Source organism: Streptomyces sp. NBC_00726 (genome assembly GCF_045161735.1).
GTDB lineage: Bacteria > Actinomycetota > Actinomycetes > Streptomycetales > Streptomycetaceae > Streptomyces.
The window spans coordinates 380,997-405,111 of the sequence record NZ_CP108983.1 but is presented as its reverse complement, the minus strand read 5'-3'; the positions used below and the strand labels follow the sequence as shown (position 1 = coordinate 405,111).

Annotated in this window: 17 protein-coding genes and 1 pseudogene; 12 read left to right on the top strand and 6 right to left on the bottom strand. The window is 71.3% G+C overall.

From position 1 onward, the window contains the following. Window positions 1-16 precede the first annotated feature (16 nt). The 5 genes from OG338_RS01700 (at window position 17) to OG338_RS01680 (ending at window position 8,708) form a co-directional block, all read left to right on the top strand. Complete coding sequence (locus OG338_RS01700) at window positions 17-3,211, top strand: glycosyl hydrolase 115 family protein (protein WP_405935617.1); 3,195 nt, start codon at window positions 17-19, stop codon at window positions 3,209-3,211. Window positions 3,212-3,250: 39 nt separating this feature from the next. Then, window positions 3,251-3,643 carry a hypothetical protein gene (locus tag OG338_RS01695; RefSeq protein ID WP_405935616.1) on the top strand — a complete coding sequence of 131 codons (393 nt, stop codon included), beginning with the start codon at window positions 3,251-3,253 and terminating at the stop codon, window positions 3,641-3,643. A gap of 5 nt (window positions 3,644-3,648) precedes the next feature. After that, entirely contained in the window at window positions 3,649-3,927 is a 279-nt protein-coding gene (locus OG338_RS01690; RefSeq protein ID WP_018106227.1) for a DUF1876 domain-containing protein, read from the top strand. Window positions 3,928-4,078: 151 nt separating this feature from the next. Then, complete coding sequence (locus OG338_RS01685; RefSeq protein ID WP_405935615.1) at window positions 4,079-5,176, top strand: NADH:flavin oxidoreductase/NADH oxidase; 1,098 nt, start codon at window positions 4,079-4,081, stop codon at window positions 5,174-5,176. A gap of 232 nt (window positions 5,177-5,408) precedes the next feature. Further along, window positions 5,409-8,708 carry a LamG-like jellyroll fold domain-containing protein gene (locus tag OG338_RS01680; RefSeq protein ID WP_405935614.1) on the top strand — a complete coding sequence of 1,100 codons (3,300 nt, stop codon included), beginning with the start codon at window positions 5,409-5,411 and terminating at the stop codon, window positions 8,706-8,708. A gap of 82 nt (window positions 8,709-8,790) precedes the next feature. Here OG338_RS01680 and OG338_RS01675 read toward each other — a convergent pair whose 3' ends face one another. Further along, window positions 8,791-11,061 (bottom strand): AbfB domain-containing protein, encoded by a 2,271-nt coding sequence (locus OG338_RS01675; protein WP_405940283.1) that lies wholly within the window; start codon window positions 11,059-11,061, stop codon window positions 8,791-8,793. A gap of 153 nt (window positions 11,062-11,214) precedes the next feature. Then, window positions 11,215-13,029, bottom strand: a pseudogene (locus OG338_RS01670) (beta-L-arabinofuranosidase domain-containing protein); the annotation flags it as partial. A gap of 510 nt (window positions 13,030-13,539) precedes the next feature. Here OG338_RS01670 and OG338_RS01665 point away from each other — a divergent pair. The 7 genes from OG338_RS01665 (at window position 13,540) to OG338_RS01635 (ending at window position 21,113) form a co-directional block, all read left to right on the top strand. Continuing rightward, window positions 13,540-14,628 (top strand): ABC transporter substrate-binding protein, encoded by a 1,089-nt coding sequence (locus OG338_RS01665; protein WP_405935613.1) that lies wholly within the window; start codon window positions 13,540-13,542, stop codon window positions 14,626-14,628. Between the two features lie 116 nt (window positions 14,629-14,744). Next, window positions 14,745-16,400, top strand: coding sequence for a sugar ABC transporter ATP-binding protein (locus OG338_RS01660; RefSeq protein ID WP_405935612.1), 1,656 nt, complete (start codon window positions 14,745-14,747; stop codon window positions 16,398-16,400). After that, window positions 16,397-17,371 carry an ABC transporter permease gene (locus OG338_RS01655; protein WP_405935611.1) on the top strand — a complete coding sequence of 325 codons (975 nt, stop codon included), beginning with the start codon at window positions 16,397-16,399 and terminating at the stop codon, window positions 17,369-17,371. The genes OG338_RS01660 and OG338_RS01655 overlap by 4 nt, the downstream gene beginning before the upstream one ends. Then, the gene (locus tag OG338_RS01650; protein WP_405935610.1) at window positions 17,368-18,423 is read left to right on the top strand and encodes an ABC transporter permease; all 1,056 of its coding nucleotides are present in this window, start codon (window positions 17,368-17,370) and stop codon (window positions 18,421-18,423) included. Before OG338_RS01655 ends, OG338_RS01650 begins: the two co-directional genes overlap by 4 nt. Window positions 18,424-18,532: 109 nt before the next feature. Beyond that, a complete protein-coding gene (locus OG338_RS01645) occupies window positions 18,533-19,567 on the top strand; it encodes a LacI family DNA-binding transcriptional regulator (RefSeq protein ID WP_405935609.1) in 1,035 nt (344 codons plus the stop codon). Further along, the gene (locus OG338_RS01640) at window positions 19,567-20,637 is read left to right on the top strand and encodes an aldose epimerase family protein (protein WP_405935608.1); all 1,071 of its coding nucleotides are present in this window, start codon (window positions 19,567-19,569) and stop codon (window positions 20,635-20,637) included. The genes OG338_RS01645 and OG338_RS01640 overlap by 1 nt, the downstream gene beginning before the upstream one ends. Window positions 20,638-20,744: 107 nt before the next feature. Next, the gene (locus OG338_RS01635) at window positions 20,745-21,113 is read left to right on the top strand and encodes an ArsR/SmtB family transcription factor (RefSeq protein ID WP_405935607.1); all 369 of its coding nucleotides are present in this window, start codon (window positions 20,745-20,747) and stop codon (window positions 21,111-21,113) included. A gap of 140 nt (window positions 21,114-21,253) precedes the next feature. Here OG338_RS01635 and OG338_RS01630 read toward each other — a convergent pair whose 3' ends face one another. From OG338_RS01630 to OG338_RS01615, 4 genes are all read right to left on the bottom strand, one after another. Further along, a complete protein-coding gene (locus OG338_RS01630) occupies window positions 21,254-21,433 on the bottom strand; it encodes a hypothetical protein (RefSeq protein WP_405935606.1) in 180 nt (59 codons plus the stop codon). Between the two features lie 70 nt (window positions 21,434-21,503). Further along, window positions 21,504-22,205, bottom strand: a complete 702-nt coding sequence (locus OG338_RS01625) for an HAD family hydrolase (RefSeq protein WP_405935605.1) — start codon at window positions 22,203-22,205, stop codon at window positions 21,504-21,506. A gap of 72 nt (window positions 22,206-22,277) precedes the next feature. Then, window positions 22,278-22,970 carry a phosphatase PAP2 family protein gene (locus tag OG338_RS01620; RefSeq protein WP_405935604.1) on the bottom strand — a complete coding sequence of 231 codons (693 nt, stop codon included), beginning with the start codon at window positions 22,968-22,970 and terminating at the stop codon, window positions 22,278-22,280. 125 nt (window positions 22,971-23,095) lie between these two features. Beyond that, complete coding sequence (locus OG338_RS01615; protein ID WP_405935603.1) at window positions 23,096-24,031, bottom strand: M56 family metallopeptidase; 936 nt, start codon at window positions 24,029-24,031, stop codon at window positions 23,096-23,098. Window positions 24,032-24,115 lie beyond the last annotated feature (84 nt).

The window sequence follows — 24,115 nt, the reverse complement described above, 5'->3', positions numbered from 1 at the left end:
CGAGAAGGAGCGCAGCATGGACAGCGACACCCCCGACACCTTCCGGCACACCAGCCGCAGATCGGTCCTGGGCCTCGGCCTCGGGCTCACCGCACTCACCGCCACCCCGCTCGGCTCCCTCGTCGGACTGACCGGCGAGGCGTCCGCCACCGGACATGGCCCCGCGCCCCGGCCCACCGACCCCGGCGCGTACATCTCGTTCACCGCACAGCGCGGCAGCTTCCCGCTGGTCAGGCACGGACGGGCGACACCGGTGCTGGTCAGCGACCGCGACTGGCCGGGCGTCGTCAGGGTCGCCGGCGACCTCCGCGACGACATCGAACGCGTCACCGGAGTCCGCCCCGCCCTCTCGCACGGGGCGGTGCCCAAGGCCGCCCGCGAGATCACCATCGTCGGCACCGTGGGCCGCAGCCCCCTGATCGACCGGCTGATCGCCGACGGACGGCTCGACGTCTCCTCGGTCCGGGGCACGTGGGAGACCAGCCTCCAGAGCGTCGTCGACCATCCGCTGCCCGGCGTCGACCGGGCCTTCGTCATCGCCGGCAGCGACCAGCGCGGGACGATCTTCGGCGCGTACGACGTCTCGCGCGGCATCGGCGTCTCGCCCTGGTACTGGTGGGACGACGTCACCCCCGTACACCGCGACGAGATCCACGTACGGCCCGGACGCCACACCCAGGGCACCCCGGCCGTGAAGTACCGCGGCTTCTTCATCAACGACGAGAACCCGGCACTCGGCACCTGGGCCCCCGCCCACTTCGGCCCCGGCAAGGCGCCCGGCTTCGAGGGCGGCTTCAACGCCGACTTCTACGCCCGCGTCTTCGAGGTCATGCTCCGGCTCAAGGCCAACTACCTGTGGCCGGCCGTCTGGGGCCGCGCCTTCGCGGAGGACGACCCGCTCAACCACGCCACAGCCAAGGCGTACGGCGTCGTCATGGGCACCTCGCACGAGGCACCCATGATGCGCGGTATCGAGGAGTGGAACCGGCACGCCGTCGCCGCCGTACGCGACGGCGACGGGAACATCACCACCCCCGGCCACGACCCCTACGGCGGCACCGGCGAGTGGTCCTTCCGCCGCAACGCCGAAGCGCTCAAGGCGTACTGGGCGGACGGCATCCGCCGGATGAAGGACGAGGACTTCGAGGGCGTCGTCACCCTCGGCATGCGCGGCAACGGCGACGTCAGCCTCCCGGACGGCGACGGCATCGAGCTGATGACCGAGATCATCGCCACCCAGCGGCAGATCCTCGCCGAGGTCTCCGGCCGGGACGTCACCACGATCCCGCAGGTCTGGACCCTCTACAAGGAGGTCCAGCACTACTGGGACCGGGGTCTGCGCGTCCCCGACGACGTCACCGTGGTCCTCACCGACGACAACTGGGCCAACCTCCGCAAGCTCCCCGACCCCGCCGAGGCCCCCCGGGACGGCGGCTACGGGCTCTACTACCACTTCGACTACGTCGGCGTCGGCCGCAACTACAAGTGGGTCGACACCGCCTCGCTGCCCAACATGTGGGACCAGCTCCACCAGTGCGACGCCTACGGCAACCACGGACTGTGGGTCACCAACGTCGGCGACCTCAAGGGCAACGAACTGCCCACGCAGTTCTTCCTGGAGTACGCCTGGAACCCGGACCGCTGGACCCTGGACCGGCTGCCCGAGTGGGAGGAGACGTACGCCCGGCAGAACTTCGGCGAGAAGCAGGCCACCGAGATCGCCGCCGTCCTGCGCGCGTACGCCCGGCTCCAGGCCCGCCGCAAGCCCGAGCTGCTCAACCGCCGGATCACCCTGGACCCCGCCAAGGACCCCGCGACCGACAGCTCGGCCGTGGTCTACGACGACCAGGCGTCCCCCTTCGGCCTCGTCCACTACCGCGAGCTGGAGCGCGTCACCGAGGAATGGCGGCTGCTCGGCGAGCGCGCCGCGCGGATCGGGCGCCGGCTGCCCGCCTCCGCGCAGGACGCCTGGTACGAACTCGTCGGCTACGAGGTCGCGGCCACCGCCAACCTGTACGCGCTGCGCGAGGCGGAGTTCACCAATATCCATTACGCGGCCCAGGGCCGGGCCCTCACCAACGAGCTGGCGGCCACCGCCGAGGCGCGGCTCGCCGACGACTTCGCCCTGGCCGACCGCTTCAACACGAAGATCGCGGGCGGCAAGTGGCAGGGCTTCCAGACCCAGCCGCACATCGACTACGGCGACGTCGAACGCTACGGGCCCAACGCCCCCTGGCAGCAGCCCGAGATCGACAACGTGGCCATCAAGGACGTGCTCTTCCCGGCCGTCCGGCGCATCGACCTGCCCGCACGGGCCGCGATGGGCGTCGCCGTGGACGGTTCCACGTCGTGGTGGCCACACGAGACCGCACCCGCCGTGCTGCCGGTCTTCAGCCCGTACCAGACCCGGCCCGCCCAGTACATCGAGGTGTTCAACCGGGGCCGCGCCCCCTTCGACTACCGGGTGCGGACCGGGGCGTCCTGGCTGACCGCCGACCGGGTGCGCGGCCGCGTCACCACGCAGGACCGGATCACCCTGCGCGTCGACTGGGACCGGGCGCCCAGGGGCGTCACCCGCGTCCCGGTCACCATCAGCGGACCCGACGGGGCGCGGGTGACCGTCACGGCGGTGACCGACCGCCCGGCGCTCTCCCGGTCCCGGCTCGGCGGCTTCGTCGAGGCCGGGGGATACGTGTCCATCGCGGCGGACCACCACCACCGGGCGGTCGGCGGCCGGGGCGTCACCTGGCGGCGCATCCCGGACATCGGCCGCACCGGGGCCGGCATGGAGCCCTTCCCGGTCACCGCCGGACGCCAGACTCCCGGCGGCCGGAGCCCGCGCCTGGAGTACCGGGTCAGCCTGTTCACGACCGGGCCGGTCACCGTGTACGCGTACCTCTCGCCCCGTAACAACGCGCTGCCGACCGACGGGCTGACCTACGCGGTCTCCTTCGACGGCGCCACCCCGCAACGGGTGAACGTCACGGAGGCGACGGGGGCCGACGACGGGACCATGAACGCCCAGTGGGCCCGGCACACCTCCGACAACGTCAACATCACCGGCACGGTCCACCGCATCACCGGACCCGGGGTACATGTGCTGAAATTCTGGATGGTCGACCCGACAGTGGTCCTCCAGAACCTGGTGATCGACACCGGCGGCCTCGAACCCAGCTACCTGGGCCCGCCGGAAAGCCTCCGGCTGGACTGAGCCCGGCGGCACGGAACGTACACGGGAAGGTGCGCGGCGATGACGGACGAACACGGGAACGGCGGAATCCTGGAGATCGCCCCCGCCGGGGCGGAGGTCGGGATCACCGTCGCCACCCCGTCCGGCGAGCACACCTTCCTGTGCACCCCGGCCCGGGCCCGGGAACTGGCGGCCGCTCTCGGCTTCGCGGCGGACGAGGCCGAGAGCGGACCGGCCCACCACATCGCCGTCCGGGCGGACGAACTGCACCGGGGCGATGTACGTGACGGTGACCGCCCCATGACCGTGGACGCCGTCCGCGTCGAGGGCGGCACCGCCCATGTCACCTGGAAGTCCGGCGCCGGCCGCAGCTGGAACCAGATGTACGACGCCGACGCCTCCATCCCGCTCCGGCGCCGGGTGCATCCTGGAAGGGAGACCTTCCGGAGGTGAACGCCATGACCCGAACCGCTGTCGGATGGCACATCGAGCTCGAATTCGAGGAGGACACCCACCGCACCCGCGCGGCCGCCCTGGTGCGGCTCTCCGACGGACAGGAGGTGCGCGCCCACGGCTACGCCAGCCGCCACCCCTCCGACGCCGAGCAGCCCCGGGTGGGCGAGGAGATCGCCGGAGCCCGCGCGCTCAACGAACTGGCGATGAAGCTCCTGACCAAGGCGCACGACGAGATAGACGACGCGGCCGGCCGCAGCTCGTACCCGCTGAAACCCCGTTGAACCCGCTGACCCGGACCCCGTTGAACCCACTGATCCGGACCCCGCGAAGCCGCGGGGTCCTTGTACGAGAGTGGTCGTAATTTGACGGGCGTCGTACTACGGGATGTATCGTACTAGCGATCCTTCCGTACCCGGCGAAACGGAGTCCGTCGTGAGTGCCCTCTTCGAGCCCTGCACCCTCAGGTCGCTTGTGGTGCCCAACCGGGTGTGGATGGCGCCCATGTGCCAGTACAGCGCCGCGGTGGAGGGGCCGGAGACGGGGGTGCCGAACGACTGGCACTTCGCCCATCTCGCCGCCCGCGCCACCGGCGGCACCGGCCTGATCCTCACCGAGGCGACCGCCGTCAGCCCCGAGGGCCGCATCAGCCCGGCCGACCTCGGCATCTGGAACGACACCCAGGCCGAGGCGTTCCGCCGGATCACCGAGTTCGTCAAGGCGCACGGCTCCGTGATCGGCATCCAGCTCGCGCACGCCGGGCGCAAGGCGTCGACCGCCGCGCCCTGGACCGGCGGCGGCCCCGTCGGCCCCGAGGCGCACGGCTGGACCCCGGTCGGCCCCAGCCCGCTGCCCTTCGACAAGGGGTACCCGGTCCCGCACGAGCTGACCACCGACGAGATCGCGGGCGTCGTGGACGACTTCCGCCGGGCCGCCCGCCGCGCCGTCGACGCGGGCTTCCAGGTGGTCGAGGTGCACGGTGCGCACGGCTACCTCATCGGCGAGTTCCTGTCCCCGCACACCAACCACCGCACCGACGCGTACGGCGGCAGCTTCGAGAACCGCGTCCGCCTCGCCCTTGAGGTGGTCGACGCCGTCCGCGAGGTGTGGCCCGAGGAGCTGCCGGTGTTCTTCCGCGTCTCCGCGACGGACTGGCTCACCGAGAATCCCGAGGACGAGCGCGAGGGCTGGACGGCCGACGAGACCGTGCGGCTTGCGGCGCTCCTGCGGGACCACGGGGTGGACCTGCTCGACGTCTCCACCGGCGGCAACGCGCCCCGCGCCCGGATCGCCACCGGCCCCGGCTATCAGGTGCCCTTCGCCGAGCGCGTGAAGCGGGAGACCTCGCTGCCCGTGGCGGCCGTCGGCCTCATCACGGACCCGCAGCATGCCGAGAAGATCCTCGGCGAGGGCCGCGCGGACGCCGTGCTCCTCGGGCGCGAACTGCTGCGCAACCCCTCCTGGGCCCGGGACGCCGCCCGCGCGCTGAACGGCACGGTGCACGCCCCGGCCCCGTACGGCTACGCCATCTGAACCACCCCCGGGGCGTCCCCTTTCGCCCCCGGCCGCCCCCTTCGCACCCAAGGTGTGCGAAGGGGGCGGTCTGCGTGGACCCGCCGCACGGCTCGTACCGACCACATTTTCTATCGTTGAAAAATCCTCGCGCACGAGTGTTGTTTTGCGTTTGGTGCTGTGGCTCAATGTTCGATTGTGTGCTGTGCCTCACAGGTTCGAGGCACTTCAGCTCTCTCGACAGGACGACGCCTTGAGACCACAAACGCCCCACCCCCGCGCTCTGTTCAGGACAGCGGCCTGCGCCGCCGCGCTGCTCATACCCCTCGGTGCCACACTCGTCCCGGCCGCCGCGGCCGCTCCCGCGAGCGCCGCCTCGACCACCTTCAGGGCCGGCGACCCGGCCACCACCGTCCACGGGCTGAAGGGCGAGTACTTCAGCATGTCCGCGCCCGGCGCGCGGGACTTCGACAAGCTCGGCGGGGTCGCCCTCGAACCGAACATCAACTTCCCCGGGCTCACGGGCACGTTCGAGTCGGCCACCGGCCGGACGGAGAACACCACCGCCCGCTGGACCGGCTTCCTCACCGCTCCCGAGGACGGCGACTACACCTTCGCCGCCAGCGGCGACAACGGCTTCCGGCTGTTCATCGACGGCAAGGCCGTCATCGACCACTGGGAGCCCGACTGGGACAACGAGCAGACCAGCGCGCCGGTATCGCTCAAGGCCGGCGAGCCGCACGAGTTCAGGCTGGAGATGTTCCAGGACACCGGCGGCGCCAACATGTTCCTGCGCTGGTCCAGCGCCGATCTGGACCGGCAGTTCGTCCCGGAGTCCGCCTTCACCCCGCCCGCCGACTTCGAGGTCTACCCGGTCGGGCTGAGCGTCGCGGCCAACGGCACCGAGCTGCACGCGGTCTTCGACGACAAGGTCAGCGACTACGCGGACCTGAAGAACCACCTCACCATCGAGGCCGACACCACCCCGATGCCGGTCAAGTCCGTCACCCGGGCCCGCGGCGGCAAGGAACTCGTCGTCAAGCTGGACGCCGCCGTCCTCAAGGACCAGCGCGTCAGGATCGCGTACGACGGCAAGGGCGGCCTGAAGGCGGGCGGCGAGACCGTCCCCGACATCAACCGCACCGCCACCAACGGCTCCGCGCACCGCCTCACCACCAAGTGGGGCGACAAGGTCGACCGCAACCACCCGCTGCCCGAGTACCCCCGGCCGCAGCAGGTGCGCGACAAGTGGCAGAACCTCAACGGCCAGTGGGAGTTCGCCGGGGCCGAGGCGGGCGAGAAGCCGGTCTTCGGCAAGAAGCTCGGTGAGCGCATCACCGTGCCGTACCCGGTCGAGTCGCAGCTCTCCGGCCTGGAGCGCCACGAAGACCACATGTTCTACCGCAAGCTCGTCACCGTCCCGAAGAACTGGGCCGTCAAGGGTGACAAGCACGGCAAGAACCACGGCAAGAACAAGGGCAGGAACAACCGGCTGAAGCTCAACTTCGGCGCCGTCGACTACCAGGCCACCGTCTGGGTCAACGGCAAGCAGGTCGCCGAGCACACCGGCGGCTACACCGCCTTCAGCGCCGACATCACCGACGCGATCAAGGGCAGCGGCCCGCAGGAGATCGTCGTCGCGGTCACCGACACCACCGGCCCCGACCAGCCCACCGGCAAGCAGTCGGCCAACCCGGGCGGCATCTTCTACACCGCCTCGTCCGGCATCTGGCAGACCGTCTGGATGGAGCCCGTCGCCCCGGCGGCCGTCGACTCGCTGACGACCACCCCGGACATCGACAAGGGCCGCCTCGCCCTGAAGGTCAACTCCGAGGACGCCTCGAAGTCCGCCCGGATCACCGCCGTCGCCCGCGACAAGAGGGGCAAGGTCGTCGGCCGGGTCACCGGACCCGCCAACAGCGACCTGAGCCTGCCCGTCGCCAAGCAGCACCTGTGGACCCCGGACGACCCGTATCTGTACGACCTGGAGGTCACCCTCAAGGACGGCCGGTACAAGGACACCGTCGACAGCTACTTCGGCATGCGCTCCATCGGCATCGCCGACGTCGGCGGCTACCGGAAGATCGTCCTCAACGGGAAGCCGTTCTTCTCGCTCGCCCAGCTCGACCAGGGCTTCTACCCGGACGGCCTGAACACCGCGCCCAGCGACGACGCGCTGGTCTTCGACCTCAAGGCGCAGAAGGACCTCGGCTTCAACTCCGTGCGCAAGCACATCAAGGTCGAGCCCGCCCGCTGGTACTACCACGCCGACCAGCTCGGTCTGCTGGTGTGGCAGGACTTCGTCTCCGGCAACCTCACCAACGACAAGGGCCACCAGGCATTCGTCGACCAGGGCGCCGAGATGATGACCCAGCTGCACAACTACCCCTCGATCGGTGCCTGGATCGTCTTCAACGAAGGCTGGGGCGAGTGGGACCGTACCGAGACCGGCAGGATCACCGAGCAGGTCCAGGCCGCCGACCCCTCCCGCATCGTCAACGCCCACAGCGGTGTCAACTGCTGCAACTCCAAGGGTGACTCGGGCAAGGGCGACATCATCGACCACCACGACTACAACAACACCGACCCGGCCTTCCCGGACGCCGACCGCGCCGCGATGGACGGCGAGCACGGCGGCTTCACCCTGCGGATGCCCGGTCACATGTGGCCCGGCGCCCCGACCGTGATCTACAGCGGTGTCGCCGACAAGGCCGCGCTGACCGCCAAGTACGTCGAGAACACCCGCAAGTACTACCTGGAGGCGGCCGGCGCCGAACTCTCCGGCTCCATCTACACCCAGGTGACCGACCTGGAGAACGAGCTCAACGGCCTCTGGACGTACGACCGCCGCGAGATCAAGGTCGACGCCGCCCAGGTCCGTGAGATCAACCGCGAGGTCATCGCCGCCGGCGCCGCCGCGGGCACCCGCACCCCCGTCAAGGGCGGCGGCTCCTGGTCGCTGGACGAGAACAAGGGCACCAAGGCCGCCGACAGCGGCCCGAACCACAAGGACCTCACCCTCTCCGAGGGCACGTCCTGGACCACCGGCGTGCACGGCTCGGCGCTGAAGTTCGACGGCGAGGGCCAGTACGCGGAGACCGACGGCCCGGTGGTCGACACCACCGGCGACTACACCGTCTCCGCCTGGGCCTCCCTGGACGCCCTCCCGGGCAACTACGCCACTGTCGTCAGCCAGGACGGCCGGCGCCAGGAGAACCCGTTCTACCTCCAGTACGGTCAGGGCGCGTTCGCCTTCTCCACCCCCGGCGCCCACCGGGCCCGGGCGGAACTGACCCCGGAGCTCGGCCGCTGGTACCACCTGGTCGGTGTGCGCAGCGGTGACGAGATCAAGCTGTACGTGGACGGCGAGCTCGCCTCCACCGCCCCGGCCGGACCGGCCGACGTCAGCAGCGGCGCCCTGTCCGTGGGCCGCGCCAAGTGGTCGGGCGACAACACCGACTTCTGGAACGGCTCCGTGGACCAGGTCCAGGTGTACGACAAGGCGCTCACCGACCAGGAGGTGACCGCGCTGTACGCCGGCGGGAAGGCGTAACCCCTCCTCGCTCCAGGACCGCTCCCGGCGGTGCGCGGCACGAGCCCGCACCGCCGGGAGCTTCCGGCTGCCGGGGGTCAGGTCAGGGTGCCCAGGGCGCCTCCACCGCCCAGGTGGTGTCCTCGGTGAAGGTGGCCGGGTTGTCCCAGTCGTGCCCGCCGCCCGGGGTGGCCAGCCATACCTCCGACCTGATGTGCCGCAGATAGCTGCCCGGCAGGTTCGCGCTGGTCAGCCGCACACCGCCGGTGCCGGCGACCGCGCACCACGTGGCGTCGGACCGGTACAGCGCGGAACCGTCGTTCGCCTCGCGGCGGACCCGGAAGTCCCGGTGGCGCAGATACTCGCCCGGGTAGTTGCGCGACTCGAACGAGTAGCAGTTGCCGTTCGCCAGGCCCGGCACGACCTTCCAGGTGGCGTCGTTCTTCAGCAGCGCGCCACTGTTGCCGTCGACCACCTCGGTGAAGGCCAGCGAGTCCTGGTGTCGCAGGTACTTGTCGGTGTAGCCGGGCGTGGTGACCCGCAGGGACTTGTAGCCCCCGGTGGGCAGGGTCACCGGCGGGGCCGGGTTCTTCGAGGCGTTGATCAGGGCCTGGTTCGCCGCCCGCACCCGCGCCGTGTCCACCTTGACGACCTGGCGGTCGTAGGTGAGGAGCCCGTTGGCCTCGTTCTCCACATCGGTGATCTCGGTGTAGACCGAGGCGGAGAGCCCCGCCGGGAGCTGGCCGATCCGGATGCCGTCGATGAGCCCCACGAACCGGTCGTTCAGCGCGGCGATGCCCGGCTGGTCCTCGTAACTGAAGCCGCCGCCGGGGAACCACTCGTGCCCCGGGACCTTGTAGCCGAGGCCGCCGAACTCGCCGAGGACGGCCGCCCGGGTCGCGGTCGGCGCGGTGTTGCCGGGGCCGACGTAGATGTGGTTGTCGACCACGTCACCGTTGCCGCCGTCCACCGAGCCGCAGCAGTTGACCCCGCTCATGTTGTCGACCAGCCGGGTCGGGTCGTACGCCTTGACCTCGTTCGCGATCCTGGCCTGGTCGTACTGCCCCCAGCCCTCGTTCTGGTCGACCCACATGACCAGCGACGGCGAGCTGCGGTGCTGGTCGATGATCGCGTGGAACTCGGCCTCCCACTGGGTGCGGGCCGCCGCACTCGGGGACTTGCCGGTGTCCATGGCCGGCATGTCCTGCCAGACCAGGAGCCCCAGCTTGTCCGCCCAGTAGAACCAGCGCTGTGGTTCGACCTTGATGTGCTTGCGGACCATGTTGAACCCGAGGTCCTTGTGGGCCTGGAGGTCCGACTTCAGCGCGGCGTCGGTCGGCGCGGTGTAGATGCCGTCCGGCCAGTAGCCCTGGTCCAGGGTGCCCGTCTGGAAGACGAACCTGCCGTTCAGGACCGGCCGCAGCACGTTGTCGACCTTCGCGATCGCGATCGAGCGCATCCCGGTGTAGCTGCCGACCGAGTCCGTCACAGCCGAACCGTCGAGCAGCTCCGCCTTGACGTCGTACAGGAACGGATCGTCCGGGGTCCACAGATGCGTGTTCGGCACCGGTACGGAGACCGTCGAGCCGACCGTACCGGTGGCCGAGCCGACCACGGTGCCGCCGCTGGACACGGTGACCCTGGCGGTACGCCCGGACGCCGAGTCGGCCTGCACCTTCACCCGCAGGGTGCCGTCGCCCAGGTCCGGCGTCATGTCCAGCCGGGTGATGTGCGCGGCGGCGACCGGTTCCAGCCACACCGTCTGCCAGATGCCGGAGGCGGCGGTGTAGAAGATCCCGCCCCCGCTGTGCGGCTGCACATCATTGATGCGCTGCTTGCCGACCGCCTGGCCGCCGGTCTGCGTCGGGTCGTAGACGGACACCACGACCGTGTTCGTACCGCCGTTCAGCTGCGGCGTGATGTCGTACGAGAACGAGTCGTAGCCGCCCTTGTGCGCACCCACCTGGGTGCCGTTGACCCAGACCGTGGTCTGCCAGTCGGACGCGCCGAAGTTGAGCACGGTCCGGCGGCCGTTCCAGTCGGACGGGACGGTGAAGGCGCGCTTGTACCAGAGCTTGTCGTTCTCGGTGATCCGGCGCTGGATGCCCGACAGCGCGGACTCGGCGACGAACGGCACCCGGATCCGGTCCGGCCACGACGAAGGCTGCCCGGCGTCCCGGCCGGTGACCGCGAAGTCCCAGATGCCGTTGAGGTTGGCCCAGTCGGGCCGGGTCAGCTGCGGGCGCGGATATTCCGGCAGCGGCTTGTCGACCGGGACCTGATCGGTCCAGGGCGTCGTCATCGGCGGGGTCTTGGGCGACCAGGAAGCGGCGCCGGCGGGCGAGGCGCCGGCCCCGACGAGGCCGGAGGACACCAGCGCCAGCAGGCCGGTCGTCGCGATCGCCCGTCTCCACCACGGCCTTCGGCCGGGTACTCGTAAACGGCTCACAGGTTCGTCTCCTTGATTCGGTGCGGCCCCCGGGGACGGGAGCGGTACAGGGGGAGGGCGCGGAGCGCCGGGCAGTCAGACGAGCTGCCAGAGGTGGTCGTCGGTGCCGTTGTCGTCGAACTGGACGACGTGCGCGCTGTCGTCCAGGGACATGCTGTCGACGCCGAGGACCTTGCCGGAGTGATGGTTGCGGATGCGGTACCAGCGGTCCGCGAGCCACGGTTCCGCGCCCGGTTCCGCGCCCGGGAACGAGGTGATCCGCGGCCGGGCCGCCCCCATCGGGACGAGGGTCACCTCCTCCACCGGCTCGGTGCTGTGGGCCGGCGAGTCCTGGAGCGGGGCCACCACGTGCTCGTCGTCGGCCGTCCACTCCGGGATACGGCGCGCGCTGTGGTGGCGCAGGGACGCGGCGGGCTTCTCCGCGTCCAGGACGAGCCCGTAGTTCCAGGGACCGGTCGCGTGGACCGCGTACTCGGGAAACCGGTCGCTGCCGCCGATGCGCTGCGGGAAGCGCAGGGTGACCCGGTCCCCGTCGGACCAGGTGCGGTCGACGCGGGTGAAGGCGGGGCCTGCGGGGGCGTCGACGCGCCGCCCGTTCACCGCGATCCCGGGGGCGTCGCACCAGGCCGGGACGCGCAGCACCAGCGGGAAGGCGAGCCGCTTCGGGGCCTTCAGGGTGAGGGTGACCGCGTCCGTGAAGGGGTAGTCCGTCTCCTCGGTGAAGTAGGGCCGGCCCATGCCGTAGTTGTGTGGGCAGCAGCGGTACTGGTCGACGCCCGGCAGGAACGCCTGCATGGCGAACCCGTTCTGGAACTGGCGCTCCGACTTGGGCACGTTGTCCAGGTCCACGCTGTTGGCGCTCGTGATGTAGTGGACCGCCCTGCCCGAGGGGTCGAGCGAGGCGGGCAGCGAGTTGAACGCCAGCTCCTCGCAGCGGTCGGCCCACAGCGGGTCGCCGTGCCCGGGCCGCGCGTTCTCGTCCCCGGCGAACCCGCCGCCGGGGAACTGCCCGTACAGGTCCATGGCCTTGCCGTACGTCCCGTACGTGTCCCGGGTGTCCTGCGCCGAGCCGCTGCGCAGCGCGTACTGGGCGGGCTCGCGGAAGCCCTGGGCGATGTTCACGTTGTGCGGGTCGACCAGGTTGTCGCCCCAGTCGGCACCGTACGTGTGGATCTTGTCGGCGAGGTCGAGCAGGAAGACGTCGCCGGTCCGGTTGTACAGCCAGAAGACGCTGTCCAGGCCGTCGCCCCGGCGCAGCGCGATCCAGCTGGTGTTGAAGGCGCCGGGGCCCTGGGCGTTCATGTACCGGAAGAACCGGCTCAGGAAGGGGATGATCCGGGCGTCCCCGGTGTACTCCTGCCAGGAGCGCAGGGCCTGCACCAGCGGCAGGAACGGCCAGAAGTCCGGGCCGCCGTTCAGCGAGATGCGCAGTGCCCCCGGGCCGAAGAAGCCGTCGGACTGCTGGGTGGCCAGGATCGCGTCGAACCAGCGGCGCACCGCCGCGAGCGCCTTCGCGTCGCCGGTGACGATCGCCAGGTCGGTGTGGCCGCGCAGCCAGTACGGGACCTCCTCCCAGCCGCCGAGTTCGGGGCGGACCCAGCCGGTGGCCGAGAAGTCGAGGAAGTGCGAGAACTCCTCGTACCGGCCGCACAACCCGTCCAGCTGGAGCTTCAGCTGGACGGCGAGCCAGCCGCGTGCGGTGACCCGGCCGGGCGGCAGCCGCAGGAAGGCGGTGGGGTGCAGGGGCGCGGCGTTGGGGGAGTAGTGGCCGCCGCGCGTGGGCCGCACCCGGTGCTCGGCTGCGGTCGCGGTGGCCGGCCAGCGGCCGGCCGCCGTGGTGGCGGCGACGGTGGCGAGCGCGGCGGTCATGAGCTGTCTGCGGTTCAGGGGCATGGGGGAGGGCTCCTGCTCTGCCGGACACGCAACTCCGGCATGGGAATGCGCATGACAAGCGAGAGTGTCGCCACGGCCCGGCCGCACGGACCGGCCGTGCGCATGGCGAAGGGCGCCTTCGCGATCCGTGCAGAGGGCGCGGCACTTTTCTGCAACGTTGGAAAATGGCGTTCCGGCGGTATGACAGCACGCCGTCGGGCGGCTGTCCAGAGGGGCGGCGGCAATGTCCGGGTCCGGGCTCCGGAGCCGGACGAAGTGGCCGCGACACATTTTGGAAACGCATCGACAGCGCTCTTGCCGCCCGTGCCGCACCGCCTATATAACGTTGTAAACCGAGCCGCCGAGAGGCCGCGCAGGCTCTCACGACCGCAGTTTGTGCAGCTAGGGGCCGTCTCCTAGCGGGGCCGTGAGTGCAGTGACATCAGCCGCCGTGCCGCGGCCGATGCATCGTCCAGCCATGACCGACCGCACGCCCCGGCGTGCCGTCATCCCGCCAAGGAGCTCCCGCGCATGATGATCCAGCGTCGATCCCGTACCCTCGCCGTGGCCTGCGTCCTCGCCGCCACCGCCACGCTGGCCGTTTCCGGCTGCTCCAAGTCGGAGGGCTCGGACGACAACGCGAGCAGCGACGGCAGCCAGGCAGCGCAGGCGGCCGAGACCCCCGAGTCCTCGTCCGGCTCCGGCTGCTCGTTGCAGAGCTACGGCGCGCCGAAGCTCGACCTGAAGAACGCGGTGGTCGGCTTCTCCCAGTCGGAGAAGGAGGCCAACCCCTTCCGTATCGCCGAGACCCAGTCCATCAAGGACGAGGCGAAGAAGATCGGCGTCAAGAAGCTGCTCACCACCAACGCCCAGTCGCAGCTGTCCAAGCAGATCAGCGACATCCAGGACATGCTTGCCCAGGGCGCCCAGTTCCTCATCGTCGCCCCGCTGAACTCGGACGGCCTGGAGCCGGCCCTCAAGGCCGCCGCCGCCAAGAAGGTCCCGGTCCTCACCGTCGACCGCAAGCTCAACGCCACCGCCTGCAAGGACTACGTGGCCTTCCTGGGCTCCGACTTCGTGGAGCAGGGCAAGCGCGCCGCCGACGCCATGATCAAGTCGACCGGCGGCAAGGGCAAGGTCGCCATCCTCCTCGGCTCGTCGGGCAACAACGTCACCACCGACCGCACCAAGGGCTTCGTGGACCAGCTCAAGGCCGAGGCCCCCGACATGGAGATCGTCGCCCAGCAGACCGGTGAGTTCGCCCGCGACAAGGGCCAGCAGGTCACCGAGCAGCTGATCCAGTCCAAGCCCGGCATCACCGCCATCTACGCGGAGAACGACGAGATGGGCCTCGGCGCCGTCACCGCAGTGAAGGCCGCCGGCAAGAAGCCCGGCAAGGACATCAAGATCGTCTCCGTCGACGGCACCCGCAACGCCGTCCAGGCCATCGTCAACGGCGAGTACAACGCCGTCATCGAGTCCAACCCGCGCTTCGGCCCGCTGGCCTTCGCGACCGCCCAGAAGTTCTACGGCGGCGAGGAGATCCCCGAGAACGTCATCATCAGCGACCGCTCGTACGACGAGTCCAACGCCAAGTCCACGGTCGGCAACGCTTTCTGATCCCGGCCGGCCCCATCGCCCGTACCGGCTCCGTCGGTTCACCGCCGCCGTGGCGCTTCCCCGCCACGGCGGCCACCGGGCCCCATCCTTGGAAGAGCGGAAGGCCAAGACCAGCCATGGCACCACCCGAAGCAGTACCGCAGCCGCCGGAGCCGGCCGCCGACCCGAAGGAGAGCAGCGCGACCGGAACGGCCCTCGCGGACGAGCCCGGCGCGGCCCCCGCCGTCCTGGAAGCGCGCTCGGTCAGCAAGCGGTTCCCGGGCGTCGTCGCCCTCGACGGCGTCTCCTTCTCCCTGCGCGCCGGCGAGACCCACGCCCTGGTAGGGGAGAACGGAGCCGGCAAGTCCACCCTCATCAAGGTGCTGACCGGCGTCTACCGCCCCGACGAGGGCGAACTGCGGCTGGCCGGCGAGCAGGTCGTCTTCGCCCGGCCGTTCGAGGCGCAGGAGGCCGGGATCTCCACGATCTACCAGGAGGTGAACCTCGTCCCGCTGATGAGCGTGGCGCGCAACATCTTCCTCGGCCGCGAACCCAAGAACCGCTTCGGCCTGATCGACTTCCCCCGGATGTACCGCGAGACGAGCGAACTGCTCGACGGCTTCGGCGTCCGCGTCGACCCGAAGCGCCCCCTGCACACCCTGGGCATCGGCACCCAGCAGATGGTCGCCATGGCCCGCGCGGTCTCCGTGAACGCCCAGGTCGTCATCATGGACGAACCCACCTCCTCGCTGGAGCCCCGCGAGGTCGAGACCCTCTTCCGGGTCATCGAGGACCTGCGCGGACGCGGCATCGCCGTCCTCTACGTCAGCCACCGCATGGACGAGCTGTACCGGATCTGCGACCGGGTCACCGTCCTGCGCGACGGCAAGCACATCCACACCGGCGACCTCGCCGGCCTCGACCGGATGCGGCTCGTCTCGATGATGCTCGGCCGCGACATGGCCGAGGTGCGCCGCGAAGGACTCACCAGCTTCGGCTCCGAGGGCCACGAGGCCGCCCGCACCCCCGTCCTCACCGCCACCGGCCTCTCCCGCGACCACCAGCTGCACGACATCTCCCTCGACCTGTACGCGGGTGAGGTCATGGGTCTCGGCGGACTCCTCGGCTCCGGGCGCAGCGAGACCGCGAAGGCCATCGCCGGAGCGCTCTCCCTGGACTCCGGCGAGGTGAGCATCGCCGGCCGCACCCTGCGCCGCCTCACCTCGGCCGGTGCCATCCGGGCCGGCATCAGCCTGCTGCCCGAGGACCGCAAGGCCGAGGGCATCGTGCCCGGCCTCTCGGTCCGCGAGAACATCGTGCTGGCCGCGATGCCCAGGCTCTCCCGCGCCGGCATCGTCTCCCGCGCCAAGCAGGACCGCATTGTCGACATCTTCATGAAACGACTGCGGATCAAGGCGGCGAGCCCCGAGCAGAAGGTCGGCGAGCTCTCCGGCGGCAACCAGCAGAAGGTGCTGCTGGCCCGCTGGCTCTGCCTGGAACCCAAGGTCCTGCTCCTGGACGAACCCACCCGGGGCATCGACGTCGGTGCCAAGGCCGAGGTCCAGAGCCTCATCGACGACCTCGCCCGGGAGGGCCTGGCCGTCCTGCTCATCTCCTCCGACATCGAGGAACTGATCGAGGGCGCCGACCGGATCGTCGTCCTGCGCGGCGGAGCGGTCGCGGGCGAACTGGCGGGCGACGAGGTGGCGGAGAGTCATCTGCTCGAAGTGCTCGCCGACCACTCACCGGCTGCCGCGGACAAGGCGCCGGCCGCCAAGGAGGACCCCCGATGACCCAGGCCGCAGTCACCACCCCGGCAGCCCGGCCGTTCGCCCGGCTGCGCGACCCCGCCTGGTACCAGGAGTACGGCGTCTACCTCGCCGTCGCGGTCGTCCTCGTCTTCAACGCCCTGTTCACCGAGCACTTCATGACGGTGGACAACCTGCGCACCCAGCTCGTCCAGGTCGCCCCGATCGTCATCGTCGCCCTCGGCATGGCGCTCGTCATCGGCACCGAGGGCGTCGACCTCTCCGTAGGCTCGACCATGGCCGTGGCCGCCGCGCTGCTGCCGCTCTACCTCGGCTACGGACTGGTCCCCGCACTCGTCATGGCGCTGCTCGCCGGCGCCCTCGTCGGAGCGGTCAACGGCACCCTGGTCTCCCTCGTCGGGCTTCAGCCGATCGTCGCCACACTCGCCCTGTTTGTCGGCGGCCGGGGCCTCGCCCTGGTCATGGCGGACAGCCGGCTCAAGCAGATCGTCAACCCGGACCTGCTGTCCCTGGGCACCGGCTCCTTCCTCGGCATCCCGCTGGTCGTCCTGATCGCCGGAATCCTCGCCGTCGCCGTCGCCTTCCTCGTCACCCGGACCACCTTCGGCCGCCAGGTCGTCGCCATCGGCGGCAACCGCTCCGCGGCCGCCCTGGCCGGACTGCCCGTGCGGCGGGTGCTCATCGGGGTGTACGTGCTCTGCGGGGTGCTCGCCGCCCTCGCCGGAGTCCTGGCCACCGCCCGGCTCACCGCCAGTGACCCGTCCTCGCTCGGCACCCTCATGGAACTCTCCGCCATCACGGCGGTCGTGGTGGGCGGCACCCCGCTCAACGGCGGCTCCATCCGGGTCCTCGGCACCGTCGCCGGCGCCCTGCTGATGCAGCTGCTGCGGGCCACCCTCATCAAGCACGACCTGCCCGACTCCACCGCACAGATCGCCCAGGCGGCCATCATCATCGCCGCCGTCTACGTCGCCCGGGAGCGTCGGTCCCGATGAACGAAACCTCACCCGCCCCGGCGGCCCCCGCCCAGGCCCCGCGCAAGACGCCCGCCGCCTCCACACCGGCGCCCGGTGCCGGACCATCGCGCGGGACCGGCCGGCTGATCGCCGGACTCCTGCAACGCCAGGGCGTCCTGGTCGTCCTCCTGACCGTCGTGATCGTCGCGTCCTGCATCTACCCGACGACGTTCTCCACCCTGGACAACGCCCGCGGAGTGACCGTCCAGGCATCGTTCCTGGCCGTCGTCGCGCTCGGGATGACCATGGTCATCATCACCGGCGGCATCGACCTCTCCGTCGGGTCCGTCTTCGCCCTGGGCGGGGTGCTCGCCGCCTGGGCCTCGCAATGGGGCATCCTGCCCGCCCTGCTGGTCCCGCTCGTGGTGTGCGGCGCGATCGGCCTGCTCAACGGCTTCCTCGTGGCCCGGGCCGGAATGGCCCCGTTCATCGTCACGCTCGCCACCCTTCTCGGGGCGCGCGGGCTGCTCCTCGCGATCACGGACGAGGGCGCCACCACCTATCTGGTGCCCAAGGACTCGGCCTTCGCGGAACTCGGCCAGGGCGCGATCCGGGGCTTCGGCTACCCGGTCTTCATCGCCCTCGCGCTGTTCGGCCTCGGCGGACTCCTCCTCCAGCGCACCTCGTTCGGGCAGTCGATCTTCGCCGTCGGCGGCAGCAGTGACGCCGCCACTCTGATGGGCCTGCCCGTCGCCCGTACGAAGATGCTCGTCTACACGCTCAGCGGACTGCTGGCCGGGCTGGCCGGTGCGCTCAACGCCGCCCGGCTCTCCTCCGGTGTCACCATCATCGGCGTGGGCATGGAGCTCGACGCGATCTCCGCCGTCGTCATCGGCGGCACCCTCCTCATCGGCGGCGCCGGCTCCATCAGCGGCACGCTCTGGGGCGTCCTGCTCCTCCAGGTCATCCAGAACCTGATCAACCAGATCGGCTCGCTGAACTCCTCGTACCAGTCGGTCGTCAGCGGCGGCTTCCTTATCGTTGTCGTCGTGGCGCAGCGCTATCTGGCGCGCAGCCGCAGAACCACCTGAACCGGTGCCGGGGCCCCACAGCCCCGGCACCGGTCGAGCCGTTCGAGCCGAACCGGCGGGAGCCGGGCCACCGCGCGTCACCGCGCGACAAGTCGATTCAGGGAGTGCCGTGGGCGTCAGCCTCAAGGACGTTGCACAACGGGCGGGCGTGTCCATCAAGACCGTGTCGAACGTGGTGAACAACTATCAGCACGTCACACCGAAGATGCGCGCCAAGGTGCAGCAGGCCATCGACGAGCTCGGCTACCGGCCGAACCTCACCGCCCGTCATCTGCGCAAGGGCCGCACCGGGATCATCGCGCTCGCCGTCCCCGAGTTCGGCAACCCGTACTTCGCGGAGCTGGCCGGTGCGGTGGTCGACGCCGCCGCCCGGCACGACTACACCGTGCTGGTCGACCACACCGGCGGACTGCGCGAGAAGGAACTCCTCGTCAGCCAGGGATTCCGGTCCCACGTCATCGACGGGCTCATCCTCAGCCCGATCCACCTGGAGACCGAGGACCTGATGGCGCGCACCGAGACCGCGCCCCTGGTCCTGCTCGGCGAGCGCGAGTACGAGGCCCCGTACGACCACATCGCCATCGACAACGTCGCCGCGGCGCGCGAGGCGGTACGCCACCTCATCGGGCTCGGCCACCGCCGGATCGCCTTCCTCGGCTCCCGTACCGGCCGCGAACGCCAGCCCGCCCACCTCCGGCTGCGCGGCTGGCGCGAGGAGCTGGCCGCCGCCGGCATCGAGCCCGACGAGGCGCTGGTCGTCGTCACCGACGGCTACGGCCGCGAGGACGGCGCCGCCGCCATGGCCGCGCTCCTCGACCGCGGCGAGCGGCCCGACGCCGTCTTCGCGTACAACGACCTCATCGCCATCGGCGCCATGCGCACCCTGACCGCACGCGGTCTGCGTATCCCCGAGGACGTCGCCGTCGTCGGCTTCGACGACATCGAGGAGAGCCTCTACGGCGCGACCACGCTCACCACCGTGGCGCCCGACAAGGAGGCCATTGCCCGGCTCGCCGTCGACAGCCTGGTCGAGCGCCTGTCCGGCGAGCCGGTGGCGGAGCCCAGGCGGCCCCGGCCCGGCTACCGGCTCGTCGTCCGCGAATCCACCGTTCCCCGGCCTTCCGACCGCCCCAAGGACCATTGATGCCTCGCCCCACCGCGCACAGCAAACCGTTCGGCGCCCACGGACCCGCGGACGTCGAGGTCTGGACCCTCGACCCCGGCACCGGAGTCCGGGCCGAGATCCTCACCTACGGCGGCATCCTGCACCGGCTCACCGTGCCCGACACCGCGGGCACCCCGGCCTCCGTCGTCCGCTCGCTGCCCGCCCTCGACCACTACACGGGCAAGAACCCGTTCTTCGGCGCCCTCGTCGGCCGTTACGCCAACCGCATCGCACACGGCAGATTCACCCTCGACGGCGCGGCGCACCAAGTCCCCGCCACCGACCGGGGCCACGCCCTGCACGGCGGGCCCGACGGCTTCCACACCCGGATCTGGCGGGCCGAGGCCACCACCACGGACGAGGCGGCCGTCCTGCGGCTCACGCTGCACAGCCCGGACGGCGACATGGGCTTCCCCGGCGCGCTGGACGTCACCGTGACGTACACCCTCGACACGGCCGGCACCCTCGCGCTCGACTACGCGGCCACCACCGACCGCGCCACCGTCGTCAACCTCACCAACCACGCGTACTTCGACCTCACCGCCCGGGGCGACATCCTCGGCCACACCCTCCAGGTGGACGCCGGGCACTACCTCCCCGTGGACGAGGAGGGCATCCCCGAGGGCCCCGCCGCGCCCGTCGCCGGCACCCCGTTCGACCTGACCGGGCCGCGGACCCTCGCGGACCGGATCGCCCTGCCGCACGAACAGCTGCGCCGGGCGGGCGGGTTCGACCACTGCTGGGTCCTCGGCGGCACGGCCGCACCGGCCGCGCCCCGCCGCGCCGCCCGCCTCACGGCCCCGGACGGCGGCCGCGTCATGGAGGTGTGGACGACCGAACCGGGCATCCAGGTCTACACCGCCAACCAGCTGGACGGCACCCTCGCCGACCCCGACGGCGGCCACCACGAGCGCCACAGCGCCGTCTGCCTGGAGACCCAGCACCTCCCCGACTCGCCCAACCGCCCGGACCAGCCGGACACCGTCCTGCGCCCCGGCGAACACTTCCGCAGCCGCACCGAATACCGCTTCCCGCACCTGGCGGTGTGAGGGCTCCCGGCCGCCCCGGCCGAGGACGGCTCCCATGCTCTATGGCGAATTACGATGAGCCTCGTAGTATGGGAGCCCCGGACGGAGCGACGACAAGGAGAGCGGCCGTGGCCCCCGCCAGCACCACCGCCCCGGCAGCGGGCGCGCGCACCCTGCCCCACCCCGCCCGCGCGGAGATCCGGCTCGAAGCGGTCCTGCACGCCCTCGCGGACCCGGTGCGGCTGTGTGTCGTACGCGAACTGGCCGCCGCCGAGGACGAGCTGAGCTGCTCCTGCTTCGACCTGCCGGTCACCAAGTCCACCACCACGCACCACTTCCGGGTGCTGCGCGAGAGCGGCATCGTCCGGCAGACCTACCGGGGCACCGCCAAGATGAACGGGCTGCGCCGGGACGACCTCGACGCGCTGTTCCCCGGGCTGCTCGACCGCGTTCTCGAAGCGGCGGCCCGCCAGGCGGTGCGCCTCGGCGCGAGCTGAGCGGTCCGCCCCGTCACCGTACGACCCGGACCTCTCGCGGGCCGTGATACTTCATTGACCGATCAGCCGTGACGGGACATGCTGTACCCCCGCCACGAACCGGTTCCGGCGACGCAGGGGATCGCCGGAGCCGGGACGTCTCAGAACGCCGGCCGCTCGCTGCCCCCGGTCGCGGCGGCCCACTCGACCAGCAGACGCTGGTACTGCTCCTCGTCCTCCGGGGACAGGTGACCGCCCGAACGCCGCCACAGGTCGCGAATGTCTTCATTCACCACTGCTGCCGGGCGTACGGAATCGGGCGGGCACGGAGTCGGGGACATGTTCTCCAGGCTAAGGCCACGATGTGACAATCCGACCCATTGCGCGTCAGGGACATCTCTCACATGTGTCTCAGGCAACCTTCTCGGTCAGTCCGAGCTCCCGCAGTCCGTCGGGCCGTTCGTCCACCGGCAGGTGGCGTACGAAACGCACCTCGCAGCCCAGCACCGCGGCCCCGCCGTCGGCGTGCCGGTCATCGCCCACCATCACCACATTCGCCGGATCCTGTCCGAGAAGTGTGCACGCCGTGTGGAAGAGGTGTGCGTCCGGCTTCTGGACGCCGTGCTCGTACGAGAGGACGTACGCGTCCACGTAGCGGTCCAGGCCGTGCGCGCGGAAGACGGGGCGCAGGTCCCAGCCGATGTTGCTGACGACCCCGATCCGGACCCCGGCCGCGCGCAGCCCCTCCAGCACCTCCGCCGCGTCCGGGTAGGGGTGCCAGGCGGCCGGGCTCCGATGGCGTTCGTACAGCGCGTCGTACAGACCGGGGTCGGGCAGGGCGACCTGGCGGGCCAGACCGGTGTACACCGCGCGGTGCAGCTCCGCGTTCTCGTCGCGGTGCGCCCAGCCGGCCGCCAGCTCCTCGGGCATCCGCTTCGGGTTGGCCCCGCCCGGCAGCGCGCCGAACGCCTCCAGCTCCGTCGCGTACCGCTCGAAGGCGGCCTCGTCCACGCGCACCCCCCGCTCGGCGAGGGTCGCGGCGAGCCAGGAACGGACCGGCTCGATCCGGAACAGCGTCCCGGAGAAGTCGAAGAGGGCACCCTTGATCGGCATGGCACCGATCCTCGCCGAACCGGCGGGCCCCGGGCAAGGGCGCCTGTCCGGCACCCCCGGCGTCCCGCCTGGTCAGCGCCCCCGGCGCGCCGGGGAAGCGGCGCTCCAGCGGTCGAAGCCCCGGATCGCGAAGGCGGCCAGGGCGGCCCCGAGGAGCCACCCGCCCAGCACGTCGGACGGCCAGTGCACACCCAGATACAGCCGGGTGAGCCCGACCCCGAGCACCGAGACCGCCGCCGCGCCCACCGCCGCCCGCCACGCCCCGCGCCCCGCACCGGCCCGGTGCAGCAGCCACAGCAGCAGCCCGCAGCTCACGGTCGCCGTCATCGCGTGCCCCGAGGGGTAGGCCGCGTAGTGCGCGGAATCCACCGGGTCCGGCCACTGCGGCCGGTCCCGTCCGACGACCGCCTTGACACCCTGCTGGATGAGCGCCGAGAGCAGCGTCGTGGCCGCCACCCAGACTGCGAGCGGCCGGACCCCGCGCCACCACAGCCCCACCACCGCGACGGCGATCAGGGCACGGAAGGTCCAGGGGTCCCACAGCCAGTCCGTCAGCAGCCGGTTGACGTGGACGAGGCCGGGCTCGGTCACCGCCCGCCGGTGCAGCGCTTCCGCGATCCGCTCGTCCAGCTCCACGAGCGGCCGCCACCGGGCGACGACCAGAGCCGTCACCGCGCCGCCGAGCACCGCGCAGACCGTGCCCGCCCGCGAGAGCCGCGAGACGGAGCGGACCCGGCCGTTGGGGGAGAGCAGCGGAATGTGCATGGCCCGATCCTCGCCGACGGGCGCCCCCTCCGGCCATCTCAGCGCGCCCGAAGAGCGCGTCCGCTGCTTCGGGGCGACGAGCCCCGGCACGTCGTGCTTCAGGGCACCGAGCCCCGGGACGACTTCTATTTCAGCGCGCTGAGCCCCGGCACGAACGCCACCAGCAGCGGGACCACGGGCACCAGGGCGGCCGCCGCGGTCAGCCGCAGCCGCCGTCCGGCCGTGAGCCTGCCCGCCGGGGCCAGCAGCCGGTTCACCCGCAGCGGCAGCTCCGCGTCCGCGGCCGAGGACGGGCCGAACACGCCCCGGTCCTCGTTCAGTTCGACCAGGGCCAGGGCGATCGTCAGCCGGCCGAAGCGCTTTGACGCCACATCGTCGGCCGCCAGCTCGACCAGCCGGTGCATCTCGTTGCGGAAGGCCGCGAACACCGGCACCTGCGGGAAACCGGTGGCCAGCGCCTCCGAGCAGTTGAGCAGCCAGTCGTGCCGGGCCTGCGCGTGGCCCTGCTCATGGGCCAGCACCGCATCGAGCTGCCGGCCCTTCAGGCGCCCCAGCGCGGCCGTGGTGATGACGAGTTGGGGCGCCGACCCCGGCAGCCACCAGGCATCGGGCCGCTCGCCCTCCAGCACCACAAGACGCCCGGACCCCGGCTCCTCGCCCGGCATCAGCGGGGCGCGCACCAGGAGTTCCGTCCGCCGCCGCCTGCGCCGCAGATGCGCCCGGTGGATCTCCCGGGCCAGCATGGCGGCCGTCCACACCCCACCGAGGGCCAGCAGCACCGCCATCACGGCCGACCACGCGCCGTGGCCCGCGAGCGCGTAGGCGTCGACGACGGCGTGCGGCGCGGGCGCGAAGACATGGCCCCGTACCGCCTGCCAGGCGGCGGCCGCGCTGAACGTCATGGAGAGGGCGAACGAGAGCAGCACCGCTGCCACCACGCACTGCCAGACCCACAGCGCCACCACCGGCTCGCGCTCGGGCCACTCGGCCCGCGCCATCAGGCGCGGGGTCACGACGGCGGCCACCGCACCGAGCAGCAGCAGCGCTAGGGAGACCCACATGGCGCCAGCCTATGAGGGCCGCGCCACACACGGATACGGCTCCGCGCGCCAAGTGACGCACACCACGAAACGCGGCCCGTTCCG

Excerpts from the sequence above, each read along its gene's own strand:
- OG338_RS01700 (WP_405935617.1), top strand. The coding sequence starts at position 17 with ATGGACAGCGACACCCCCGACACCTTCCGGCACACCAGCCGCAGATCG.
- OG338_RS01695 (WP_405935616.1), top strand. The coding sequence starts at position 3,251 with ATGACGGACGAACACGGGAACGGCGGAATCCTGGAGATCGCCCCCGCC.
- OG338_RS01690 (WP_018106227.1), top strand. The coding sequence starts at position 3,649 with ATGACCCGAACCGCTGTCGGATGGCACATCGAGCTCGAATTCGAGGAG.
- OG338_RS01665 (WP_405935613.1), top strand. The coding sequence starts at position 13,540 with ATGATGATCCAGCGTCGATCCCGTACCCTCGCCGTGGCCTGCGTCCTC.
- OG338_RS01660 (WP_405935612.1), top strand. The coding sequence starts at position 14,745 with ATGGCACCACCCGAAGCAGTACCGCAGCCGCCGGAGCCGGCCGCCGAC.
- OG338_RS01655 (WP_405935611.1), top strand. The coding sequence starts at position 16,397 with ATGACCCAGGCCGCAGTCACCACCCCGGCAGCCCGGCCGTTCGCCCGG.
- OG338_RS01650 (WP_405935610.1), top strand. The coding sequence starts at position 17,368 with ATGAACGAAACCTCACCCGCCCCGGCGGCCCCCGCCCAGGCCCCGCGC.
- OG338_RS01640 (WP_405935608.1), top strand. The coding sequence starts at position 19,567 with ATGCCTCGCCCCACCGCGCACAGCAAACCGTTCGGCGCCCACGGACCC.
- OG338_RS01630 (WP_405935606.1), bottom strand. The coding sequence starts at position 21,433 with ATGTCCCCGACTCCGTGCCCGCCCGATTCCGTACGCCCGGCAGCAGTG.
- OG338_RS01625 (WP_405935605.1), bottom strand. The coding sequence starts at position 22,205 with ATGCCGATCAAGGGTGCCCTCTTCGACTTCTCCGGGACGCTGTTCCGG.
- OG338_RS01620 (WP_405935604.1), bottom strand. The coding sequence starts at position 22,970 with ATGCACATTCCGCTGCTCTCCCCCAACGGCCGGGTCCGCTCCGTCTCG.
- OG338_RS01615 (WP_405935603.1), bottom strand. The coding sequence starts at position 24,031 with ATGTGGGTCTCCCTAGCGCTGCTGCTGCTCGGTGCGGTGGCCGCCGTC.